The following is a 17,309-nucleotide window of genomic DNA, read 5'->3' as shown; positions in this document are numbered from 1 at the left end:
CGCATGGATGGGCTACAGGCTGGCCCCGGAGAGTGAATGACTACGCAATATCCCCTTCTGCCGCTGCGCGACATCGTCGTCTTCCCGCAGATGATCGTCCCGCTCTTCGTGGGCCGCGACAAGAGCGTTGCGGCGCTCGAAGCAGCGATGGAAGGCAATAAGGAAATCTTCCTCGTCTCGCAGCTCGACCCTGCCGAGGATGATCCGGGCCGCGACTCGCTCTATGACACGGGCGTCGTCGCCGTCGTGCTCCAGCTGCTCAAGCTGCCCGACGGCACCGTCCGCGTGCTGGTGGAAGGCAAGCACCGCGCACAGCTGCAACAGATGGATGCGCGCGAGACCTATCTCGTCGCCGATGTCGCGACGGTCGAGGAGATCGTAGCCGAAGGGCCGGAGGCGGCTGCGCTGATGCGCTCGGTCGCCGAGCAGTTCGAGAATTACGCGAAGCTCAACAAGAAGCTGCCGGCCGAGACGCCGGTCCAGCTGCGCGAGATTGAGGATGCCGGGCGCCTGGCAGATGCCGTCGCCGCCAACATCAACGTGAAGGTCTCCGACAAGCAGTCGCTGCTGGTCGAGGCCGATCCGGTCAAGCGGCTGGAGATGGTCTTCGCCTTCATGGAGGGCGAACTGGGCGTACTCCAGGTCGAGAAGAAGATTCGCGGCCGCGTGAAGCGGCAGATGGAGAAGACCCAGCGCGAATATTATCTGAACGAGCAGCTGAAGGCGATCCAGCGCGAACTGGGCAATGGCGAGGGTGAGGAAGGCGATGAGCTTGCTGAACTGACCGAAAAGATCGCCAAGACCAAGCTGAGCAAGGAAGCACGGGCGAAAGCGACTGCGGAGCTGAAGAAGCTCAAGGGTATGCAGCCCATGTCGGCTGAAGCAACGGTCGTGCGCAACTATCTCGATGTGCTGCTCGGTTTGCCCTGGGGCAAGAAGGGCAAGGTCAAGACCGATCTCAAGAAGGCGCAGGCGATCCTCGACGAGGATCATTTCGCGCTGGAGAAGGTCAAGGACCGGATCATCGAATATCTGGCCGTGCAGGCGCGCACCAACAAGCTGAAGGGGCCGATCCTGTGCCTCGTCGGCCCGCCGGGCGTCGGCAAGACGTCATTGGGCCGCTCGATCGCCAAGGCGACCGGACGCGAGTTCGTGCGGCAGTCGCTGGGCGGCGTGCGGGACGAGGCCGAGATCCGCGGCCACCGCCGGACCTATATCGGCTCGCTGCCGGGCAAGATCGTGTCGAACCTGAAAAAGGCGGGGACGATGAACCCGCTCTTCCTGCTCGACGAGATCGACAAGCTGGGCCAGGATTTCCGGGGCGACCCCGCATCCGCGCTGCTCGAAGTGCTGGACCCCGAACAGAATAGCAAGTTCCAGGATCATTATCTGGAAATCGACGTCGATCTCTCGGACATCATGTTCGTAACGACGGCCAACTCCCTGAATTTGCCGCAGCCCTTGCTGGACCGCATGGAGATCATCCGGCTCGAAGGCTATACCGAGGACGAGAAGGTCGAGATCGCCGAGCGGCATCTTCTGCCCAAGCAGATCGACGCCCACGGCCTCAAGGACGGTGAGGTGACCGTGACTGAACCGGCGATCCGCGACCTAATCCGCTATTATACGCGGGAGGCTGGCGTTCGCACGCTGGAGCGCGAGATGGCGCGTCTCGCCCGCAAGGCGCTGCGCAAGATTCTGGAAGGCGAATATGACAAGGTCGTCATCACGCCCGAAAACCTGGCCGACTATGCCGGCGTGCGGAAGTTCCGCCATGGCGTAGGCGAGGAGGAGCACCAGATTGGAGCGGTGACGGGCCTTGCCTGGACCGAGGTCGGCGGCGAACTGCTGACTATCGAGGCGGTCACCGTGCCCGGCAAGGGCGCGATCAAGACCACCGGCAAGCTCGGCGAAGTGATGACCGAATCGGTGCAGGCCGCTTTCTCCTATGTGCGGGCGCGATCGCCCGGCTATGGCATCAAGCCCAGCCTCTTCAACCGCAAGGACATCCATATCCACCTGCCCGAAGGCGCGGTGCCCAAGGACGGTCCTTCGGCCGGCATCGGCATGGTGACGACGATCGTGTCGACCCTGACCGGCATCCCCGTCCACAAGGATGTGGCGATGACCGGCGAGGTGACCCTGCGCGGTCGCGTGCTGCCGATCGGCGGTCTCAAGGAAAAGCTGCTGGCGGCTCTGCGCGGCGGCATCAAGACGGTGCTGATCCCGCAAGAAAACGAGAAAGACCTAGCGGAAATTCCGGCCAACATCCGCGAGGGTCTGGAGATCGTTCCGGTGTCCCATGTGGATGAAGTGCTGGCCCGCGCGCTCGTCTCGAAACCGGAGGCGATCGCCTGGACCGAGGAGGATGACCTCGCCGCGCAGCCTTCGGCGCCTGCCGGCCGTGATAGCGATCCCACGCTTCGGCACTGATCTGGTATAAATGGCGGAACTCCTTGGCTTTGGGCTGATATGCGCGACACAGTGCAAAATTGGTTCAGAGCAGGGAGGTTCGTCGCTTTCCCTTTGACAGGCGCTTGAATCCGCGCCTTATTGCCGCGCCTACGCCGCGATTCCTAAACTAACCAACAGCACAAGGGGGTTCCCAAGGCATGAACAAGCAGGATCTGATCAGCGCGGTTGCTGAAAGCAGCGGCCTCAGCAAGAATGACGCGACCAAGGCGGTCGAGGGCGTGTTCGACGCCATTACCGGCGCTCTGAAGAAGGGCGACGAAGTGCGCCTGGTCGGTTTCGGTACTTTCTCGGTTTCGCAGCGCAAGGCTTCCACCGGTCGCAATCCGCGTACCGGCGAAACGATGACCATCAAGGCTTCGGCCCAGCCGAAGTTCAAGGCTGGCAAGGGTCTGAAGGACTCGGTCAACTAAGGGTTTCGCGTCTGCCTCGCGCAGACGCTCGCTCTGACCAAATTACCGGCGTCGCGGTCGGAAGTTTTCAGGAGAGTGACGCGGCCTTGAGGGGATCACCCGACGGGCGCGGAGTGCCGAAAGGAAGGGGTGAAGGCGTCAGCGCGCCTTCGCCCCTTTTTTCATGGCGCGCAGCCTCGACGCGCGGGCGAGGGGGCTGTAGGGAAAGCGATATGCGCTTCTCGACCAGAATGGCATGGGCAGTCCCGGCTCTGGCGCTTGCGGCCTGTGCCGGGGGCGATTTCCGCCCCGTCAGCGACAGCCCCGTGCGGATCGGGCCGCCCTATACGGTGCGGGGCGTCACCTATGTGCCGACCGCCGATCCTGGCTATGACATGCTCGGCTACGCCAGCTGGTATGGTTCGGAATCGGGCAATCGCACCGCCAATGGCGAAAGGTTCCGGGCCAGGTGGATCACCGCCGCGCATGTCAGCCTGCCTTTGCCGAGCTATGTCGAGGTGACGTCGCTGGAAACCGGGCGGACCATCCTGGTCCGGATCAATGATCGCGGCCCTTTTGCCGGGCGCGGACGGATCATCGACCTGTCGCGCGGGGCGGCGGAGCAACTGGGGATGCGCGCGCTGGGCCATGCGGCGGTGCGGGTGCGGGTGGTCGATCCGGCGGAAAAGGATCGCGCCCGCTTGCGCAAGGGCAAGCCGGCGCGGGAGCGCCCCGGCCTTCCGGCGGGTGCGCTTGCCAATCTTCGCGCGCAGCTTCGGGATGCGGGGCGCTGACAGAAATTGCACGTCGGTGATTTTGTTCGCTTGACGGGTGGGGATGGGCCGCATATGTGGCCCTTCTCGCGGGGCCGATGGCCCCCATGGCGATCGTAGCTCAGTTGGTTAGAGCGCTGGTTTGTGGTACCAGAGGTCGCGGGTTCGGATCCCGTCGATCGCCCCATTTTCTCCCTTGTATCGAGAAGATGACGCGCATGTGAGCGAAGGCTTGCAGGCGCGTTTCCCGTTCGTCGCGCCAACGAAAAAGGGCGCCCCTTGCGGGACGCCCTCCGTCATTGCGCCATGGCGCAAGCGATCAGAAGCCGGCCTTGATCATGCCGCCGATGACACGCGGCTCGTTGATCATGCCGGTCAGATTGTTGAAATCGATCGCGCTGACCGCCCGGATCTGGTTGGTGATGTTGCGGGCGAAGGCCGCGACCTCATAGCCATGGTCGGACTTGTAGCCGATCTTGAGGCCTCCCTCGATAAGGGAGCGTCCCCGGAACTCGGCCGCCGAATAGAGGAAATAGTTCACGCTGCTGCGATAAGCCCAGTCGGTATAGGCGAACACTTCGCCCGTGCCCACGGGGATGCCGTAGCGCAGCGTTGCATTGGCGATATAGCGCGGCGCCTGGGGCAGGTCGTTGCCGTCCAGATAGCTGTAGGTCGTGCCGCCGTCGACGAAGGTGCGGCCCGTCGGCGTGCACATGCCCGACCCGCAGATCGCCACGAAAGCGGCATCGTCGCGAATTTCGGTGAAGTTGTAGCTGCCGCCCACGGTCAACGTCAGATTGGGGATCGGCTGAGCCTCGACATTTGCCTCGACGCCGTAGCCCACCGCCTTGTTGACGTTGATGAGGCGCGCCGAATTCCCGGCGCCGCCCACGGCCGTCAGTTGCAGGTCGTCCGTGTTCCAGTAATAGGCCGACAGGTCGAAGCGCAGGCTGTTGCCGATCGCGCCCTTGACGCCGCCTTCATAGGAGAGGGTCGTCTGCTTCCTGGCGACCGACGGCACGCTGAAGAAGGTAACGCGATCCTGGATCGCCGGACCCTGATAGCCGGTCGCGACGCGGGCATAAAGGTTGACGTCCGGACTGACCGCATAGGTGGCGCTGACGTCCCAGGACAGGTTCTTGCCGCGCGCGGTATTGCTGAGCGGCAGGTCGACGGCGATCAGTTGGCTGGCGATGCTGCTTGCGGCTAGCGCCGGGTCGAGCGTGATCGTGTCGCGCTTGTTGTCGCGAGAATAGCGCAGACCGCCGCGGAGCGTCAGCGCGGGCGTCACACGCGCCTCGCCGGACGCGAACAGGCCGATATTCTCGTTGGTGTTGTTGTGCAGGATATTGCTGACCCGCGCGCCTGCCAGATCATAGGCATATTCGCTGTACTTCAGGCGCTGATGGAAGAAATACGTGCCCGCCTGCAAACGGATGCCGTTCATGTCATCGGTTGCGAAGCGGAATTCCTGGCTGAATTCCTCCGGCCGGGTAATGCCGCCGGTGTTGGAATCGAAGGTTCCGACGCCAAGGTTGCCGAAAGTGCAGCCGGTATAGGGATAGCAGCCGCCGCCATCGATATCCCCGGTGCTCTCGACCCGCGCCTTTTCAAAGCCTGTCGTGGAGAAGAAGGTGCCGACGCCGTCCAGATGGACCTGCATACGCAGATTGCCGCCGCCCTGCTTCATCGACTGGCTGGTATAGCCGTCCAGGTTCACATGATCCTTGTCGAAGCCGTCGACGAAATGATTGCTGCCCGGCTGGAAGATATTGGCGCGGAACACCCGGGGGCTGCCGTCGAGGTCACGATAATGGCCGCTCAGCACCGCCTTGAAGTCGCCCGATTCATAAGCGATCTGGAGGCGGCCGGCGATGTCGCGATAACCTTCCAGTTCCGCGTTGGCATTGCCGCCCTGATTGTCGTTCTTCACCCAGTCGTCGCGGCGCTGGAGCAGGCCGGACAGTCGGAAGCTGAGACCATCGGCGATCGGGCCGCTGATCGCGCCCTCCGCATTGACGGTATTGTACGTTGCCCAGGATGCGCTCGCATAGCCGGTATAATGGTCGGTCGGCGCGGCCGAGGTCAGTTTGACCACGCCCGCCGGGGTATTGCGGCCGAACAGCGTGCCCTGTGGTCCGCGCAGCACTTCGACGCTGGCCAGGTCGAACACCGGAAAGCTTTTCAGCATCGGATTTTCCAGCGCGACATCGTCATAGACGACCGATACCGGCTGGGCCGCGTTCGGATCGAAATCGGTGTTGCCCAGACCGCGGATGTAGAAGCGCGGGAAGGTGCGGCCGAACGAGCTTTCGATCTGAAGGCTGGGCGTGCGCGCCGACAGGAAGCGGATGTCGAGGCCGCTGCTGTTGAGCGCGTCCAGCTTTTCGCCGCCGATCGCGGTGACGGCGACGGGCACGTCCTTGGCATTTTCCTCGCGGCGCGAAGCGGTTACGACGATTTCGCCGAGCCCCTGTTCGGCGGCCGCCGCAGGATCGGTCTGGGCATGAGCGGCGCCGATTGGCGCCAGGGCAGCGGCAAGCGAAATCGCAAGCGCGCCGCGCGATATGGTGGTGAAGATCGGCAATGATGACATGGTGAGGCCCCTTTTAACCCTGGCCTTGCATCCCGCTCCCTGCGGAGTCCCGTGTTCGGGTTGTGCGCGCGACGCTATGCGCGCTTGCTGCGGGGGGCAAGGAAGCACGACGCTAATCTGTCGCAAATATGCAACGATCCTGACAGAAAGTGACATGTCGGCACCCGGTCCCCGGCCGGGAGGCGCGCCGTAAAAAGGCTTCGCAGCGCGCGTTCCGCCCTCTATATCCCCGCCATGGACGATGCGCGCGACAGGGGACTGACCCTCAATCCGAAATATGACCGCGACGGGCTGATCACGGCCGTCGTGACCGATGACGCCAGCGGCGACGTGTTGATGGTCGCGCATATGAATGCAAAGGCCCTGGCGCTGACGGTCGAGACGGGCCTCGCTCATTTCTGGTCGCGCAGCCGGCAGGCGTTGTGGAAGAAGGGCGAGACGTCCGGGCATATGCTCCAGGTGCGCGACCTTCGCATAGATTGCGATCAGGATGCGGTGTGGGTGAAGGCGGTGCCGGCCGGACCGACCTGCCACACCGGCGCGCGGTCCTGCTTCTTTCGCCGGGTCGGGCCGGAGGGTCTCAGCAGCGTCGATGCGGCGGACTAGCCTGGCGCTCCTCATCCTGTTGGCGGCCTGCCAGCGACCTCCGGAGCGCGGTGATGCCGGCCCGGATGGCGGGCGCGCGTCCGTCTCCGGGCTGGAGCGGGCGGCGATCGAGACCGGCGCCATCGCCGACGCCAGCAGGATTTCGCCGGTGGGCCTGTTCCAGCGCGCCCATGAGGCCGGACGCGACTCGCTCTGCGTCATTCCCGGTCAGGACGGGCAGTTCCGCTTCGGGCTGGAAGCGGTGTTCGGCGAGGAGCCCAGTTGTCGTGGCCATGGCACCGCGCGCCGGACCGGTGACAAGCTGATCTTGAGCTTCAGGGGCGGGGACCGCTGCATCATCGTCGCCCAATATGATGGCGATCAGGTTGCCTTGCCCGGTGTGGTCGACATGGCCTGCGCGGACCTGTGCGAAGGGCGCGGCTCGCTGGAAGGCGTCAGCTTCCCGCGCGTCGCCAATGACGCCGCCAGCGCCCTGCGAGCGCGCGATCGCGGCAACACGCCGCTCTGCGAGAGCTAATAGCCGATATAGCGGCCTGGGCGATGATTCACGACCAGTACGGCATTCATCGCGGCGGCTGACAGGATCGAAAGGCCGAACCGGTCGGGGCTGAGCAGCGGGAGCGACAGCAGCAGGATGACCATGTCGCAGAGCATCTGCGTGCGCCCGGCATTCCAGCCGCGCGACTTTTGCAGGATCAACGCGACCACGCCGACGCCGCCAACGCCTGCGCCATGGCGGGCGATGGCAAGAATGCCGAACCCGATGATCGATCCGCCGAACAGGGCGGCGAAGAGCGGGCTGACGCTGGCGATCTGCATCGCCCAGGGCATGGCCAGCCCCAGTGCCATGATCGCGATGTTGGTGGCCAGCGTCTTGACGCCGAAGGCTGGTCCCATGGTCCTGCCCGCTACCAGGAAGAAGGGGATGTTGATGAGGATGAACAGCGCGGCGGGCGACCAGGCAATGATATAGGACAGGAGCAGCGCGATGCCGGCGATCCCGCCCGTCACCAGGCTTGCTTCCTTCAACAGCATGATGCCCATGGCGATAAAGGCGCAGCCGATCGCGATGGCATAGCCATCCTCGGCCAGGCTGTGGGGACGGGCAGAGGGTGTCTGTGAAGGCACGACAGGAGGCATTGGCGGAGTCCGTGAAGCGGGAACGCCCCGGCCATCCTCTTGTTATTTTGTTACGTGCGCTAATAACAACATTACGAGCTTCTGGAAAGAGGCTCAGCCCCCGGTATCGACCTGCGCCGGCCCGAAGGCGTCGATCGCCTGGAACAACCGGGTCAGCGCCTCGCGCTCCTCCGCGTCGATCTCCGGCCGCCACACTTCGAACAGCAGTACGACGCGCGTTTCGCCGCTGCGGTTCCAGGCTTCATGCTCGATGCTGTCGTCGAACAGCAGCATCTTGCCCTTGCGCCACGCCCTTGTTTCGGCGCCGACCCGCAGTGCGCAATCGTCCGGCGCCAGCAACGGCAGGTGGCAGATGAGGCGGGTATTGAGCAGCCCATGATGCGGCTGGATATGGGTGCCGGGCCTGAGCAACGACCAGAGCGCCATGGGAGAACGGCCGCCGATCACCGGTATCGGCGCATGGGCTAGCGCCGCCATCACCGATGGGCAGCGTCGGGCATTTTCCTCTACCGGCGCGCCGCCCTGCCAGAAATAGAGCGCCCCCCAGCTAGGATCGTCGCGCAGCGGATTATTGGGCGCGGGACGGCCGGCGGATGTCTGGACATAGGGGGCGAACTCGGCGTCCTGCGCGCGCACCGCCTCCAGTTCCCGGACGATGGCGTCGGTCATCGCCTCCATCGGGGCGACCCAGCCGAACTCTTCCCGCTCGTAGAAGGCGCGCTGGGGCAGGCCGGGGAAATAGAACATGCTCGGTTGCTGGAGGTAGAGGTCGCGCTTGCCCAGCAGCAGATCGGTGGCGTGGGCGATCCGCGGCAGGGGCGGCAGGTCGCGGATCGCTGTGGTCAGATGATCCTCGAACCGCCGGCTCGACTGGGCCAGGCTGGCCTGAGCCTGTCGCAGCAGGGGCTGAATCGGGGGCGGCGCGCCAGTCGCGGCGGCCTGCGCCAGGGCGGCGCGGAACCAGCTGATCGATCCCCGTTCGTCGCCACGGCGCAGCATGTTCTGGCCCATCGCGAGCAGCGCGGGGAGGTTGCGCATGTCGCCGTCGAGGATGCGCCGCAACGCGTCCGCTTCGCCGTCCAGATCGCCGCTGCGGTTGCACGCCTGTGCCAGCAGCATCGCCGGCGGGTCCGCCATCTCGCGCAAAGTCGCCAGCGCCACCGGCGCATCGCCGCGGCGCAGGGCAGCCACTGCCGCGTCGGCCAGCATCGTCTCTCTTGCCTGGTCGTTCATGCCCCTGCCTTATCCGGCGCCGCGGCGGCGCGAAAGCGGCTTATTCGGCGGCAGCGGGTATCATGGCGCCGTTCCGCCGCTCCAGCGCAATGGCGAGGAGGAAGACGGCCAGCCCGCCCAGCGCCAGCGCGCTGCCGATCCAGCCGGTCGACACCAGCCCGTAGCCGGCAGCGATCGACAGGCCGCCCAACCATGGTCCGATCGCATTGGCGACATTGAAGGCGCTGTGATGGAGCGCGGCGGCGAGCGTCTGCGCGTCCCCGGCGACATCCATCAGTCGGGCCTGCAAGGGCGTGCCCAGGCCGCCGCCGATGCCGATCAGGAAGACGATCAGGCTGAGCGTCCAGATATTGCCGGCCATCAGCGGAAACAGGGCCAGCGACGCCGCGCTCCACAACAGCACGCCGATGACGGTGCGGCTCTGCGCGCGATCGGCCAGCCAGGCTGCGGCCAGATTGCCCAGCGTCATGCCGATGCCGAAGATGATGAGGATCAGCGGCACGTAGCTTTCGGGAACACGCGTCACTTCGATCATGGTCGAGGCGACATAGGTGTAGACGGCGAACATGCCGCCAAAGCCGATCGCGCCGGTCAGCAAGGTCAGCCAGACCTGCGACTTGCCCAGCGCGGTCAATTCGCGCATCGGGCTGGCCTTGGGATCGCCCGCATCGCGCGGCGCATAGAGTCCGACCAAAGTCACCGTCGCTACCGCCAGGGCGGCGACCACGAAAAAGCCCGATCGCCAGCCCAGCACCTGCCCCATCCAGTTGGCCACCGGCACGCCCAGCACGGTGGCGACGGTCAGGCCGGACATGACCTTGGCCATCGCCAGCGTCCTCTTTTCGATCGGCACCAGGCTGGCGGCAACCAGCGCCGCGACGCCAAAATAGGCGCCATGCGGAACGCCGGACAGAAAACGGAACAACAGCATCCAGGAATAGCTGGGCGACAGTGCCGAAAGCGCATTGGCGACGGCGAACATCGCCATCAGGCCGATCAGCAGTGTCCGGCGCGGCAACCGCGCGGCGAAGGCGGCAATCACCGGCGCGCCCGCAACCACTCCCAGCGCATAGGCGCTGATCGCATGACCGGCGGTCGGCACGTCGATGCCCAGGTCACGCGCGAAGAAAGGCAGCAGGCTCATCGCCGCGAATTCGGTCGTGCCGATCGCGAAGGCGCCGACCGAGAGGGCGAACAGGACAAGCGCGGGATGCGCGTTCCGGGGCTGGACACCCATGGCAAGCTCCATGCTGCAATGCAAAATATGCGGAAGTTCCGCAGATGGGCCGCATGACAACGTTGGTCAACCCTGCATTCGTATGAGATTCCTGCAAGTGCGTTCGCGCGCTATGCAACCGGAAGGGTTTCGCACTCGCGGGCGGATCGGCTATAGCGCTCCGATTATGACAGGGGACGATGGCAACCGGGCGCGCGCCGCCGCGCTGGCGGGAACCGGAGCGGTGCTGCTCTCGCTCTTTTCGATGAGTCTGGGCGCTGCCTTTGCCAAGACATTGTTCCCGCTAGTCGGCGCTAAAGGCGTCGCGGGGCTGCGCATCGGACTTGCCGCGATCCTGCTCTTGCTCTTTCGCCGTCCCTGGGGTCGGCCCATTCCCCGCGAAGCGCGCTGGCCGCTGATCGCTTATGGCGCCACTCTGGGTCTGATGAACCTTCTGATCTATCAGGCTTTCGCGCGCATTCCACTGGGTATCGCCATCGCGATCGAAGTGACCGGCCCGCTGGCGATCGTCCTGTTCGGATCGCGCCGGCCTCGCGATTTTCTCTGGCTTGGCGCGGCAGTGACCGGGCTTCTGCTGTTGCTGCCGCTGCGAACAGATGCGCCCCTCGATCCGCTGGGTGTCGGCTTCGCCTGCGGCGCGGCGGTCTGCTGGGCTCTGTATATCCTGACCGGCAAGCGAGTCTCGGGGGCGCTGGGCGGCGACGCGGTCGCCTGGGGGATGCTGGTTGCCGCGATCCTCGTCATGCCGGTCGGCCTGGTCGATGCAGGCGCGGGGTTGCTTTCCCCCTGGGTGCTGATGGTCGCCCTCGCCGTCGCCCTGCTGTCGAGCGCCTTGCCCTATTCGCTGGAGATGGAGGCGATGCGCCGTTTGTCTGCGCCGGTATTCGGCCTGCTGTTGAGTTCGGCGCCGGCCGTGGGCGCGCTTGCGGGCTTCATCGTCCTGGGCGAGCGGCTGACGCCCTTGCAGTGGGCCGCTATCGTCTGCGTAATGGCTGCTTCGGCGGGCAGCGCTCTGACCGCCGGGCACAAGCCGGTGATCGAGGATGCGCCGCAATAGAGGTGCGGGCGGTTCGAGGCGGCTGGGCGACCGATCATGCTTGTATCGATAAGGATCTGATAGCCAAATCCGGCCATGAAGCCACCTGCTCCGATGCCGGTGCGTCCGGTCTGTCAGTTTGCGGCGGGTAAGATATCCATTGCTTCTCAGGGCATGAATGTCAGTCATATCGGCGCGATTTGGCGCATCTTCGATGTCGACGATTTGATGGCGACCCTCGAGGCCGCAACGACAAGGGCCACCTCAAAGACCGGCAAGCGGCGCGGCCAGCGCAGCGATGTAGGGTTCGTTATCGACGACAAGGGACGGCGCATCATCGACATTGACGATGGCAATTGCGGAAGTTCGGAACAAGCTACAGGAACGTAAGTCTGGCCGGGGTCATACCCCGCATCTGCGGACATGGTTCGCGCAAAAGTGGAGGCGGGAACCATCGAGCTTGACGCGCATCATCAACCCTATTTCCAAGGCGAGACATTGGTGGCTTTCAACCGTAGAAATTGAGCGCAGGCTACACATAGCCGCACATGCCGGCCATTTTCTGGCTCACACGGGAGTAGCTAAGTAATTGGAAAATGGCGCACCCAAGAGGATTCGAACCTCTGGCCTTTGCCTTCGGAGGGCAACGCTCTATCCAGCTGAGCTATGGGTGCGTGACGCGGGTCAGAAGGGGCGGTTAGCAAAGTCCATCGGACTGCGCCAGCACCAAAATCATCTGACGATGATCTTATTTCGCAGCCTTTTCCATCGGCTGGAATTTGCCCAGCCCGCAACTGGCTCCGGGCTGCAAACCAGGGCCGGCGTTCCACAGGACCGTGATGATATCGACCGAACAGAGCTGGGACAGGCTGGTTCGGTAGGAAAAGCGCTTTTCGAAGCCCAGACTGGGGCAGCTGCTCGGCAGCGTGTTGCGATAGATTTTGCGGCTGTTCATGACGAAGTCGATCGTCCGGTCGTCGCGCACATTGGTGGACCGGATCGAGCGGATCGGAATGCAGTTGGTGGCTTCGCCCTTGGCTACATAGGGATCGGGCGCGTCCTTGGCGACGGCCGGCGCGACACTGAGGGTCAAGGCAACGCCCAAGGCCAAGCGGGCCGGGGTGCGGACAGACATGATTTCTCTCCTCATGATATGCCGACTCGACGACATGGAGCGCCAAATTCCGTCTCGTCCCTAACATGGTGCGGCTGAACCGGGCGATAACGGAGGGGCTTCAGGCCGTCTTGGGAGCGGGAGTCTTGGTCTTGTAGCGGCACAGGTCCGCAACGATACAGCGCCAGCATTCGGGGCGGCGCGCCTTGCACACATAGCGGCCGTGCAGGATCAGCCAGTGATGGGCGTCGCGGCGGAACGGTCCCGGTACGCGCTTGTCCAGCTTCTGCTCGACGGCCAGCACCGTCTTGCCCGGCGCCAGACCGGTTCGGTTGCCGACGCGGAAGATATGGGTATCGACCGCGAACGCCTCCTGTCCGAAGGCGGTGTTGACCACGACATTGGCGGTCTTGCGCCCGACGCCGGGCAGGGTGGTCAGCGTGTCGCGATCCTGTGGCACCTCGCCGGCGAAATCCCGCACCAGTATCTCGGACAAGGCGATGACATTTTTCGCCTTTGCGTTGAACAGGCCGATCGTCTTGATGTGCTGCTTGAGGCCTTCTTCGCCCAGATCGACCATCTGCTGCGGCGTTTCGACTTCCCGGAACAGCGCGCGCGTCGCCTTGTTGACGCCGACATCGGTGGCTTGCGCGGACAGCACGACCGCGACGAGCAACTGATAGTCGTTGCCATATTCGAGCTCGGTCCGCGGGGCGGGGTTGGCCTCCGCCAGGCGGCTGAAAAAATCGAATATCTGGGCCTTGTTCATGCGCGTCAGAGGCCCAGCACGCCCTTCATATCGTATCTGCCCGCGTCCTGAGCCGCCAGCCATTGTGCACCCTTGATCGCGCCACGGGCAAAAATAGTCCGGTTTTCCGCGCGATGGCCGAGTTCGATCCGTTCGCCTTCGGTCGCGAAGATCAACTGATGGTCGCCTGCGACGGATCCGCCGCGCAGCGCCGCAAAGCCGATCGCGCCCTTCGCGCGCGCGCCGGTGATGCCGTCGCGACCTCGCTCGCTCTTTTCGGAAAGGTTGATACCACGGCCGCGTGCTGCGGCTTCGCCCAGCAGCAGGGCCGTGCCTGACGGCGCGTCCACCTTGTGCCGGTGGTGCATTTCGACAATCTCGATGTCCCAGTCGTCGCCAAGGCCGGCTGCCGCCTTCTCCACGAGCGCCGCCAGCAAATTGACGCCCAGCGATGTATTGCCGGTCTGGAGCACCGGAATGATCCTGGCCGCCTCGTCAATCAGCGCATGGTGAACCGGCTCCAGCCCCGTCGTGCCGACCAGGATAGGCTTCCGCGCCGCGATGCAGGCGTCGAGATGGGCGGAGAGCGCGCCCGGAACAGAGAAGTCGATGAGCACGTCGCTTGCTTGGGCGAGCGCCAGGGGATCGGCGGAGATGGCGACACCCGGCGCGATTTCGCCGCTTCCGTCACGACCCGTGCCGCCCGCTATACCCATGCCGGCGTCTGCCGCGACGCTTGCGATGGCTCGGCCCATGCGGCCGGCGGCTCCGAATATCCCGATGTTGGTCATGATGCTGGCTATCCCAATATGATGGCGGGCGCGATGCCAGAGCAGCACGGCTTTGTCATCCCCGCAGGGGCGCAACCGTCAGCGTTCGGTGAGGCGCGGCATCAATTCGACGAAATTGCAGGGCCGGAAACGGCTGTCGAGCTGGGAAACGAGAATGCCGTCCCAAGCGTCCTTTACCGCGCCGGTCGAACCGGGCAGGGCGAAGATATAGGTGCCGCGCGCGACGCAGGCGGTGGCGCGGGACTGGATCGTCGACGTGCCGATGTTCTGATAGCTGAGCCAGCGGAACAGCTCGCCGAAACCGGGGATCTCCTTGTCCTGCACCTGGGCCAGCGCTTCGGGAGTCACGTCGCGGCCGGTCACGCCGGTGCCGCCGGTGGTCAGAATGACGTCGATCTGCGGATCGTCGATCCAGGCGTGCAGCCGGGCGACGATGGCGGGCTTGTCGTCCCTTTCGATATGGCGCGCGGCGAGAATATGACCCGCGCCTTCGAGCCGCTCGACCAGTGCATCACCGGAACGATCCTCGGCCAGGCCGCGCGTATCGGAAACGGTGAGGAGCGCGATCCGGACGGGAAGAAAGGTCCGGCTTTCATCGACGGGCATCAGTCGGAGCCGCCACCCATGGAGGCGCGGCCGTCGGCCTTGCTCAGGCGCACCAGCTTCACGCCCTTTGCATTGGGAAAGGTCGGCCACAAGCCCTGTGCCATGCCGGTCAGGCAGTCCGCGCTGCCCTTTGCCTGGATCTGGTACATCCAGTAATTGCGCATGACGATGTTCACATAAGCGCGGGTTTCATAATAGGGCAGCGACTCCATGAAGAGCAGCGGGTCGCCCTTGTCCTTGACCTGGCTATTCCAGCGTTCGACAGGCAGTGGCCCGGCATTATAGGCCGCCATTACCTTGGGCAGCAGGCCGCCAGTGGCGCTCATGTCGCGCAAGGCCTCCAGATAGCGCTGGCCAAATTCCATGTTGGTCGACGGTACGAACAATTGCGCCGCCGACGCCAGGCCCATGTCGCTGCCGGTACCGGGGCGAACCTGCATCAGGCCGCGAGCACCCGCACTGCTGACGACATCGGTGCGGAAGCCCGATTCCTGAAGCGTATGGGCAAAGATCAGTGAAGGATCGACGCGCCAGCCGCCATCGGGCCGCCAGTCGGGCGCGGGGAAGCGGGCGAAACGGCCCGGCTGGGTTCCGGCCGGCCCGTTATGGGCGAGATAGAGTTGGGTCGCGGGCAGGTTGAGCGCGCTGGCGAGCCGCAGCAATGCGTCATATTGCTCGCTTCCACCGATCTTCGCCTGATAACGCAGAAGTTCGTCGGCCTTGCCATTTTCACCGATCGCCGAGAGGGCGATGGCGGCGCGAGCATTGGGACTGTCCTTCAGCTTCTGCCATTCCAGCGCGCCGAAGCGGCTCGCCACGGGCGCGCCACCCAGCGGCAGCCCCAATGATTCCTTGGCGAGCAGGCCGTAGAAAGTCTCATCGGAACGCGCGGCAAGCTTCAGGTAATTCGAGACTTTGTCCGCTTCGCCGCAAACCATATAGGCCCGCGACGCCCAATAGGCGCCCGCCGAGCGCATGTCGGCATCCGTGGCCAACGCGGCGACATTGGCAAAGGCCGGCGCAGCCGCGCGGCAATCATTCTGGCGCCAGGATGCAAGTCCCGTCGTCCAATGCGCCTGGACCGTCCAGTCGCCTCCGGCTCGGGCGTCCAGCGCCCGGGCCGCCATTCGGCGGGCATTGGCGTCGTCATTTTCGATATAATAGGCCCAGGCGACGCGCTGGCGCACTTCGGTCAGGCCTTCGGGCGTCAGGCCCGCTTCGCCGGCGGCAAGCAGTCCTTCGGCACCGATCGGATCGTCATTCTTGACATAGGTCTGGATCTGCCCGGCCAGCGTCTGGGCGAGCACATCCGTCCTGGTGGCCGCGACATATTGGCGACGCGGGGCCGAGCCTAGCCAGACCATCTTCTGGATCTGCGGCAGGCTGGGCAGCATCGTCGCGCCACGTTTCTGCGCGAGGCGGGACAACTGGTCGGCCTTGGGCAGCCAGGGCGCCCTGTTGACTAGGTCCAGCAGGTCGAACAGTTCGACCCTGGGCGAATTGCGGGCCAGATAGAGTTCGGCGAGCGCGACGGAACGCATGGCATCCTGCGTGTCGAGCGTCTGGATCATCGCCCTGGCATCGGCCCATTTTTCCGCGCGCAGTGCAGCGAAGACGGCATTGTAGCGCGCCTTGTCGCCGTCGCTCAGGTCGAGCGGAGAGGCGTCTGACTTGAGGCTGGGCAGGGCCGGCAATGTTTCGGCGGTCTCGGCGGCGGCCTGGGTGACGGCAGCGGTTCCCATGGCCAGCATGGCCAGCATGGACAAGCGGGTCGCGGCACGAATCACGGACGGTCTTCCTCGATCAGGCTTTGCAGGGCGCGCCAGCATTCCGCCTTCGCCGCGGGCTGGCTGAGCAGCAGGCGCGGATGGAATGTGGCGACGGCGGGAAGGATGCCGCCATCATGATTAAAATTACGTAAACTATTCGTCGATGCCTGACCGTCTGTAGGCAATAATGCGCGTATCGTCCTGTCCCCCAGGAGCAGAAGCCGGCGAGGGCGGGCAAGATGGACATGGGTACGCATCCGCGCGGCGGCATTGGCCAGATCGGCCGCTTCCACCATGCCGCCGGGAGGGCGAGCAAAAAACAGAGAGGCGATATAGGTCCGCGAACGGTCCAGGCCGATCGCGCCGAGCATGGCGTCGAACAGTGCGCCGGCCCGGTCCACCAGCAAGGTGCCCGCATCAAGATCAGCGGGATCGGGCATATCGGTAATGACCATCAACGGCGTGTCGGCGGCGCCGGCGGGATAGATGGGTCGCGACGGCCAGCGACGTTCGGGATGCCCCGATTCGGATTCCAGCCACAGATGAAAGGCTTTGAGGTCGCGGGCCTTGGCCTGCGGCGCGATGTCGGTCATCGGGGAAGGCTGGAACGTCGAAACGGCCGGAGGGGCAGGGCGCAGCCAATGATGCGGCACCTCCGCTACGGCGCTCTCCACGCCGGCCAACTGCCACCACGCCATATAGGCGTCGGCGGCCAGTGCCGCATTGTCCTGCACTAATCCCCGCATCGCAAACAACTAGGGCCAGAGGTTGACGATCGGGTCAAGCTGCTTCATCG

At 64.6% G+C, this 17,309-nt stretch carries 17 protein-coding genes and 2 tRNA genes; 8 read left to right on the top strand and 11 right to left on the bottom strand.

Annotation, left to right across the window (positions count from 1 at the left end; all coding sequences use genetic code 11):
- The first annotated feature begins 36 nt into the window (after window positions 1–36).
- The 4 genes from lon to A7Q26_RS02160 all read left to right on the top strand — a co-directional run bounded on the left by lon (window position 37) and on the right by A7Q26_RS02160 (window position 3,824).
- Entirely contained in the window at window positions 37–2,433 is a 2,397-nt protein-coding gene (lon, locus tag A7Q26_RS02175; protein WP_066855893.1) for an endopeptidase La, read from the top strand.
- A 179-nt stretch (window positions 2,434–2,612) separates the two neighbouring features.
- Window positions 2,613–2,885: an HU family DNA-binding protein gene (locus tag A7Q26_RS02170; protein WP_024019962.1), complete on the top strand. Its 273-nt coding sequence runs from the start codon at window positions 2,613–2,615 to the stop codon at window positions 2,883–2,885.
- A 212-nt stretch (window positions 2,886–3,097) separates the two neighbouring features.
- A complete protein-coding gene (locus tag A7Q26_RS02165) occupies window positions 3,098–3,658 on the top strand; it encodes a septal ring lytic transglycosylase RlpA family protein (protein ID WP_066855889.1) in 561 nt (186 codons plus the stop codon).
- A gap of 89 nt (window positions 3,659–3,747) precedes the next feature.
- Window positions 3,748–3,824: transfer RNA gene (locus tag A7Q26_RS02160), tRNA-His, on the top strand.
- 132 nt (window positions 3,825–3,956) lie between these two features.
- Here the strand turns inward: A7Q26_RS02160 and A7Q26_RS02155 are convergent.
- Window positions 3,957–6,233: a TonB-dependent receptor gene (locus A7Q26_RS02155; RefSeq protein WP_066855886.1), complete on the bottom strand. Its 2,277-nt coding sequence runs from the start codon at window positions 6,231–6,233 to the stop codon at window positions 3,957–3,959.
- Between the two features lie 234 nt (window positions 6,234–6,467).
- Here A7Q26_RS02155 and hisI point away from each other — a divergent pair, with 234 nt between their 5' ends.
- Window positions 6,468–6,839, top strand: a complete 372-nt coding sequence (gene hisI, locus A7Q26_RS02150; protein ID WP_066855883.1) for a phosphoribosyl-AMP cyclohydrolase — start codon at window positions 6,468–6,470, stop codon at window positions 6,837–6,839.
- Window positions 6,826–7,356: a hypothetical protein gene (locus A7Q26_RS02145; protein WP_066855880.1), complete on the top strand. Its 531-nt coding sequence runs from the start codon at window positions 6,826–6,828 to the stop codon at window positions 7,354–7,356. The genes hisI and A7Q26_RS02145 overlap by 14 nt, the downstream gene beginning before the upstream one ends.
- On the opposite strand, the gene A7Q26_RS02140 is transcribed toward A7Q26_RS02145, so the two are convergent.
- From A7Q26_RS02140 to A7Q26_RS02130, 3 genes are all read right to left on the bottom strand, one after another.
- Entirely contained in the window at window positions 7,353–7,979 is a 627-nt protein-coding gene (locus A7Q26_RS02140) for a YitT family protein (protein WP_066855877.1), read from the bottom strand. The two genes, A7Q26_RS02145 and A7Q26_RS02140, sit on opposite strands and share 4 nt — an antisense overlap.
- 93 nt (window positions 7,980–8,072) lie before the next feature.
- The gene (locus A7Q26_RS02135) at window positions 8,073–9,212 is read right to left on the bottom strand and encodes an aspartyl/asparaginyl beta-hydroxylase domain-containing protein (protein ID WP_066855874.1); all 1,140 of its coding nucleotides are present in this window, start codon (window positions 9,210–9,212) and stop codon (window positions 8,073–8,075) included.
- A gap of 40 nt (window positions 9,213–9,252) precedes the next feature.
- The gene (locus A7Q26_RS02130; RefSeq protein ID WP_084438941.1) at window positions 9,253–10,449 is read right to left on the bottom strand and encodes an MFS transporter; all 1,197 of its coding nucleotides are present in this window, start codon (window positions 10,447–10,449) and stop codon (window positions 9,253–9,255) included.
- 166 nt (window positions 10,450–10,615) lie between these two features.
- Between A7Q26_RS02130 and A7Q26_RS02125 the strand changes: the two genes are divergently transcribed.
- Together A7Q26_RS02125 and A7Q26_RS02120 are read left to right on the top strand one after the other, a co-directional pair.
- Complete coding sequence (locus A7Q26_RS02125) at window positions 10,616–11,506, top strand: EamA family transporter (RefSeq protein WP_066855869.1); 891 nt, start codon at window positions 10,616–10,618, stop codon at window positions 11,504–11,506.
- Window positions 11,507–11,581: 75 nt separating this feature from the next.
- Window positions 11,582–11,875, top strand: a complete 294-nt coding sequence (locus A7Q26_RS02120; RefSeq protein ID WP_157102422.1) for a hypothetical protein — start codon at window positions 11,582–11,584, stop codon at window positions 11,873–11,875.
- A gap of 207 nt (window positions 11,876–12,082) precedes the next feature.
- On the opposite strand, the gene A7Q26_RS02115 is transcribed toward A7Q26_RS02120, so the two are convergent.
- From A7Q26_RS02115 to A7Q26_RS02085, 7 genes are all read right to left on the bottom strand, one after another.
- A tRNA-Arg gene (locus tag A7Q26_RS02115) sits at window positions 12,083–12,159 on the bottom strand.
- A gap of 74 nt (window positions 12,160–12,233) precedes the next feature.
- Window positions 12,234–12,620, bottom strand: a complete 387-nt coding sequence (locus A7Q26_RS02110) for a hypothetical protein (RefSeq protein WP_066855865.1) — start codon at window positions 12,618–12,620, stop codon at window positions 12,234–12,236.
- 100 nt (window positions 12,621–12,720) lie between these two features.
- A complete protein-coding gene (gene nth, locus A7Q26_RS02105; RefSeq protein WP_066855862.1) occupies window positions 12,721–13,368 on the bottom strand; it encodes an endonuclease III in 648 nt (215 codons plus the stop codon).
- 5 nt (window positions 13,369–13,373) lie between these two features.
- Window positions 13,374–14,138, bottom strand: coding sequence for a 4-hydroxy-tetrahydrodipicolinate reductase (dapB, locus tag A7Q26_RS02100; protein WP_066856263.1), 765 nt, complete (start codon window positions 14,136–14,138; stop codon window positions 13,374–13,376).
- Window positions 14,139–14,216: 78 nt separating this feature from the next.
- Window positions 14,217–14,744 carry a molybdenum cofactor biosynthesis protein B gene (moaB, locus tag A7Q26_RS02095; protein ID WP_066855860.1) on the bottom strand — a complete coding sequence of 176 codons (528 nt, stop codon included), beginning with the start codon at window positions 14,742–14,744 and terminating at the stop codon, window positions 14,217–14,219.
- Window positions 14,744–16,531, bottom strand: coding sequence for a lytic transglycosylase domain-containing protein (locus tag A7Q26_RS02090; RefSeq protein WP_066855856.1), 1,788 nt, complete (start codon window positions 16,529–16,531; stop codon window positions 14,744–14,746). The genes moaB and A7Q26_RS02090 overlap by 1 nt, the downstream gene beginning before the upstream one ends.
- A complete protein-coding gene (locus A7Q26_RS02085) occupies window positions 16,528–17,259 on the bottom strand; it encodes a uracil-DNA glycosylase family protein (RefSeq protein WP_066855853.1) in 732 nt (243 codons plus the stop codon). The genes A7Q26_RS02090 and A7Q26_RS02085 overlap by 4 nt, the downstream gene beginning before the upstream one ends.
- Between the last annotated feature and the right edge of the window lie 50 nt (window positions 17,260–17,309).

The sequence above is a fragment of the Sphingobium sp. TCM1 genome, from assembly GCF_001650725.1.
GTDB lineage: Bacteria > Pseudomonadota > Alphaproteobacteria > Sphingomonadales > Sphingomonadaceae > Sphingobium.
The sequence above is the reverse complement of the archived record's forward strand: the minus strand, read 5'-3'. Positions and strand labels throughout refer to the sequence as shown.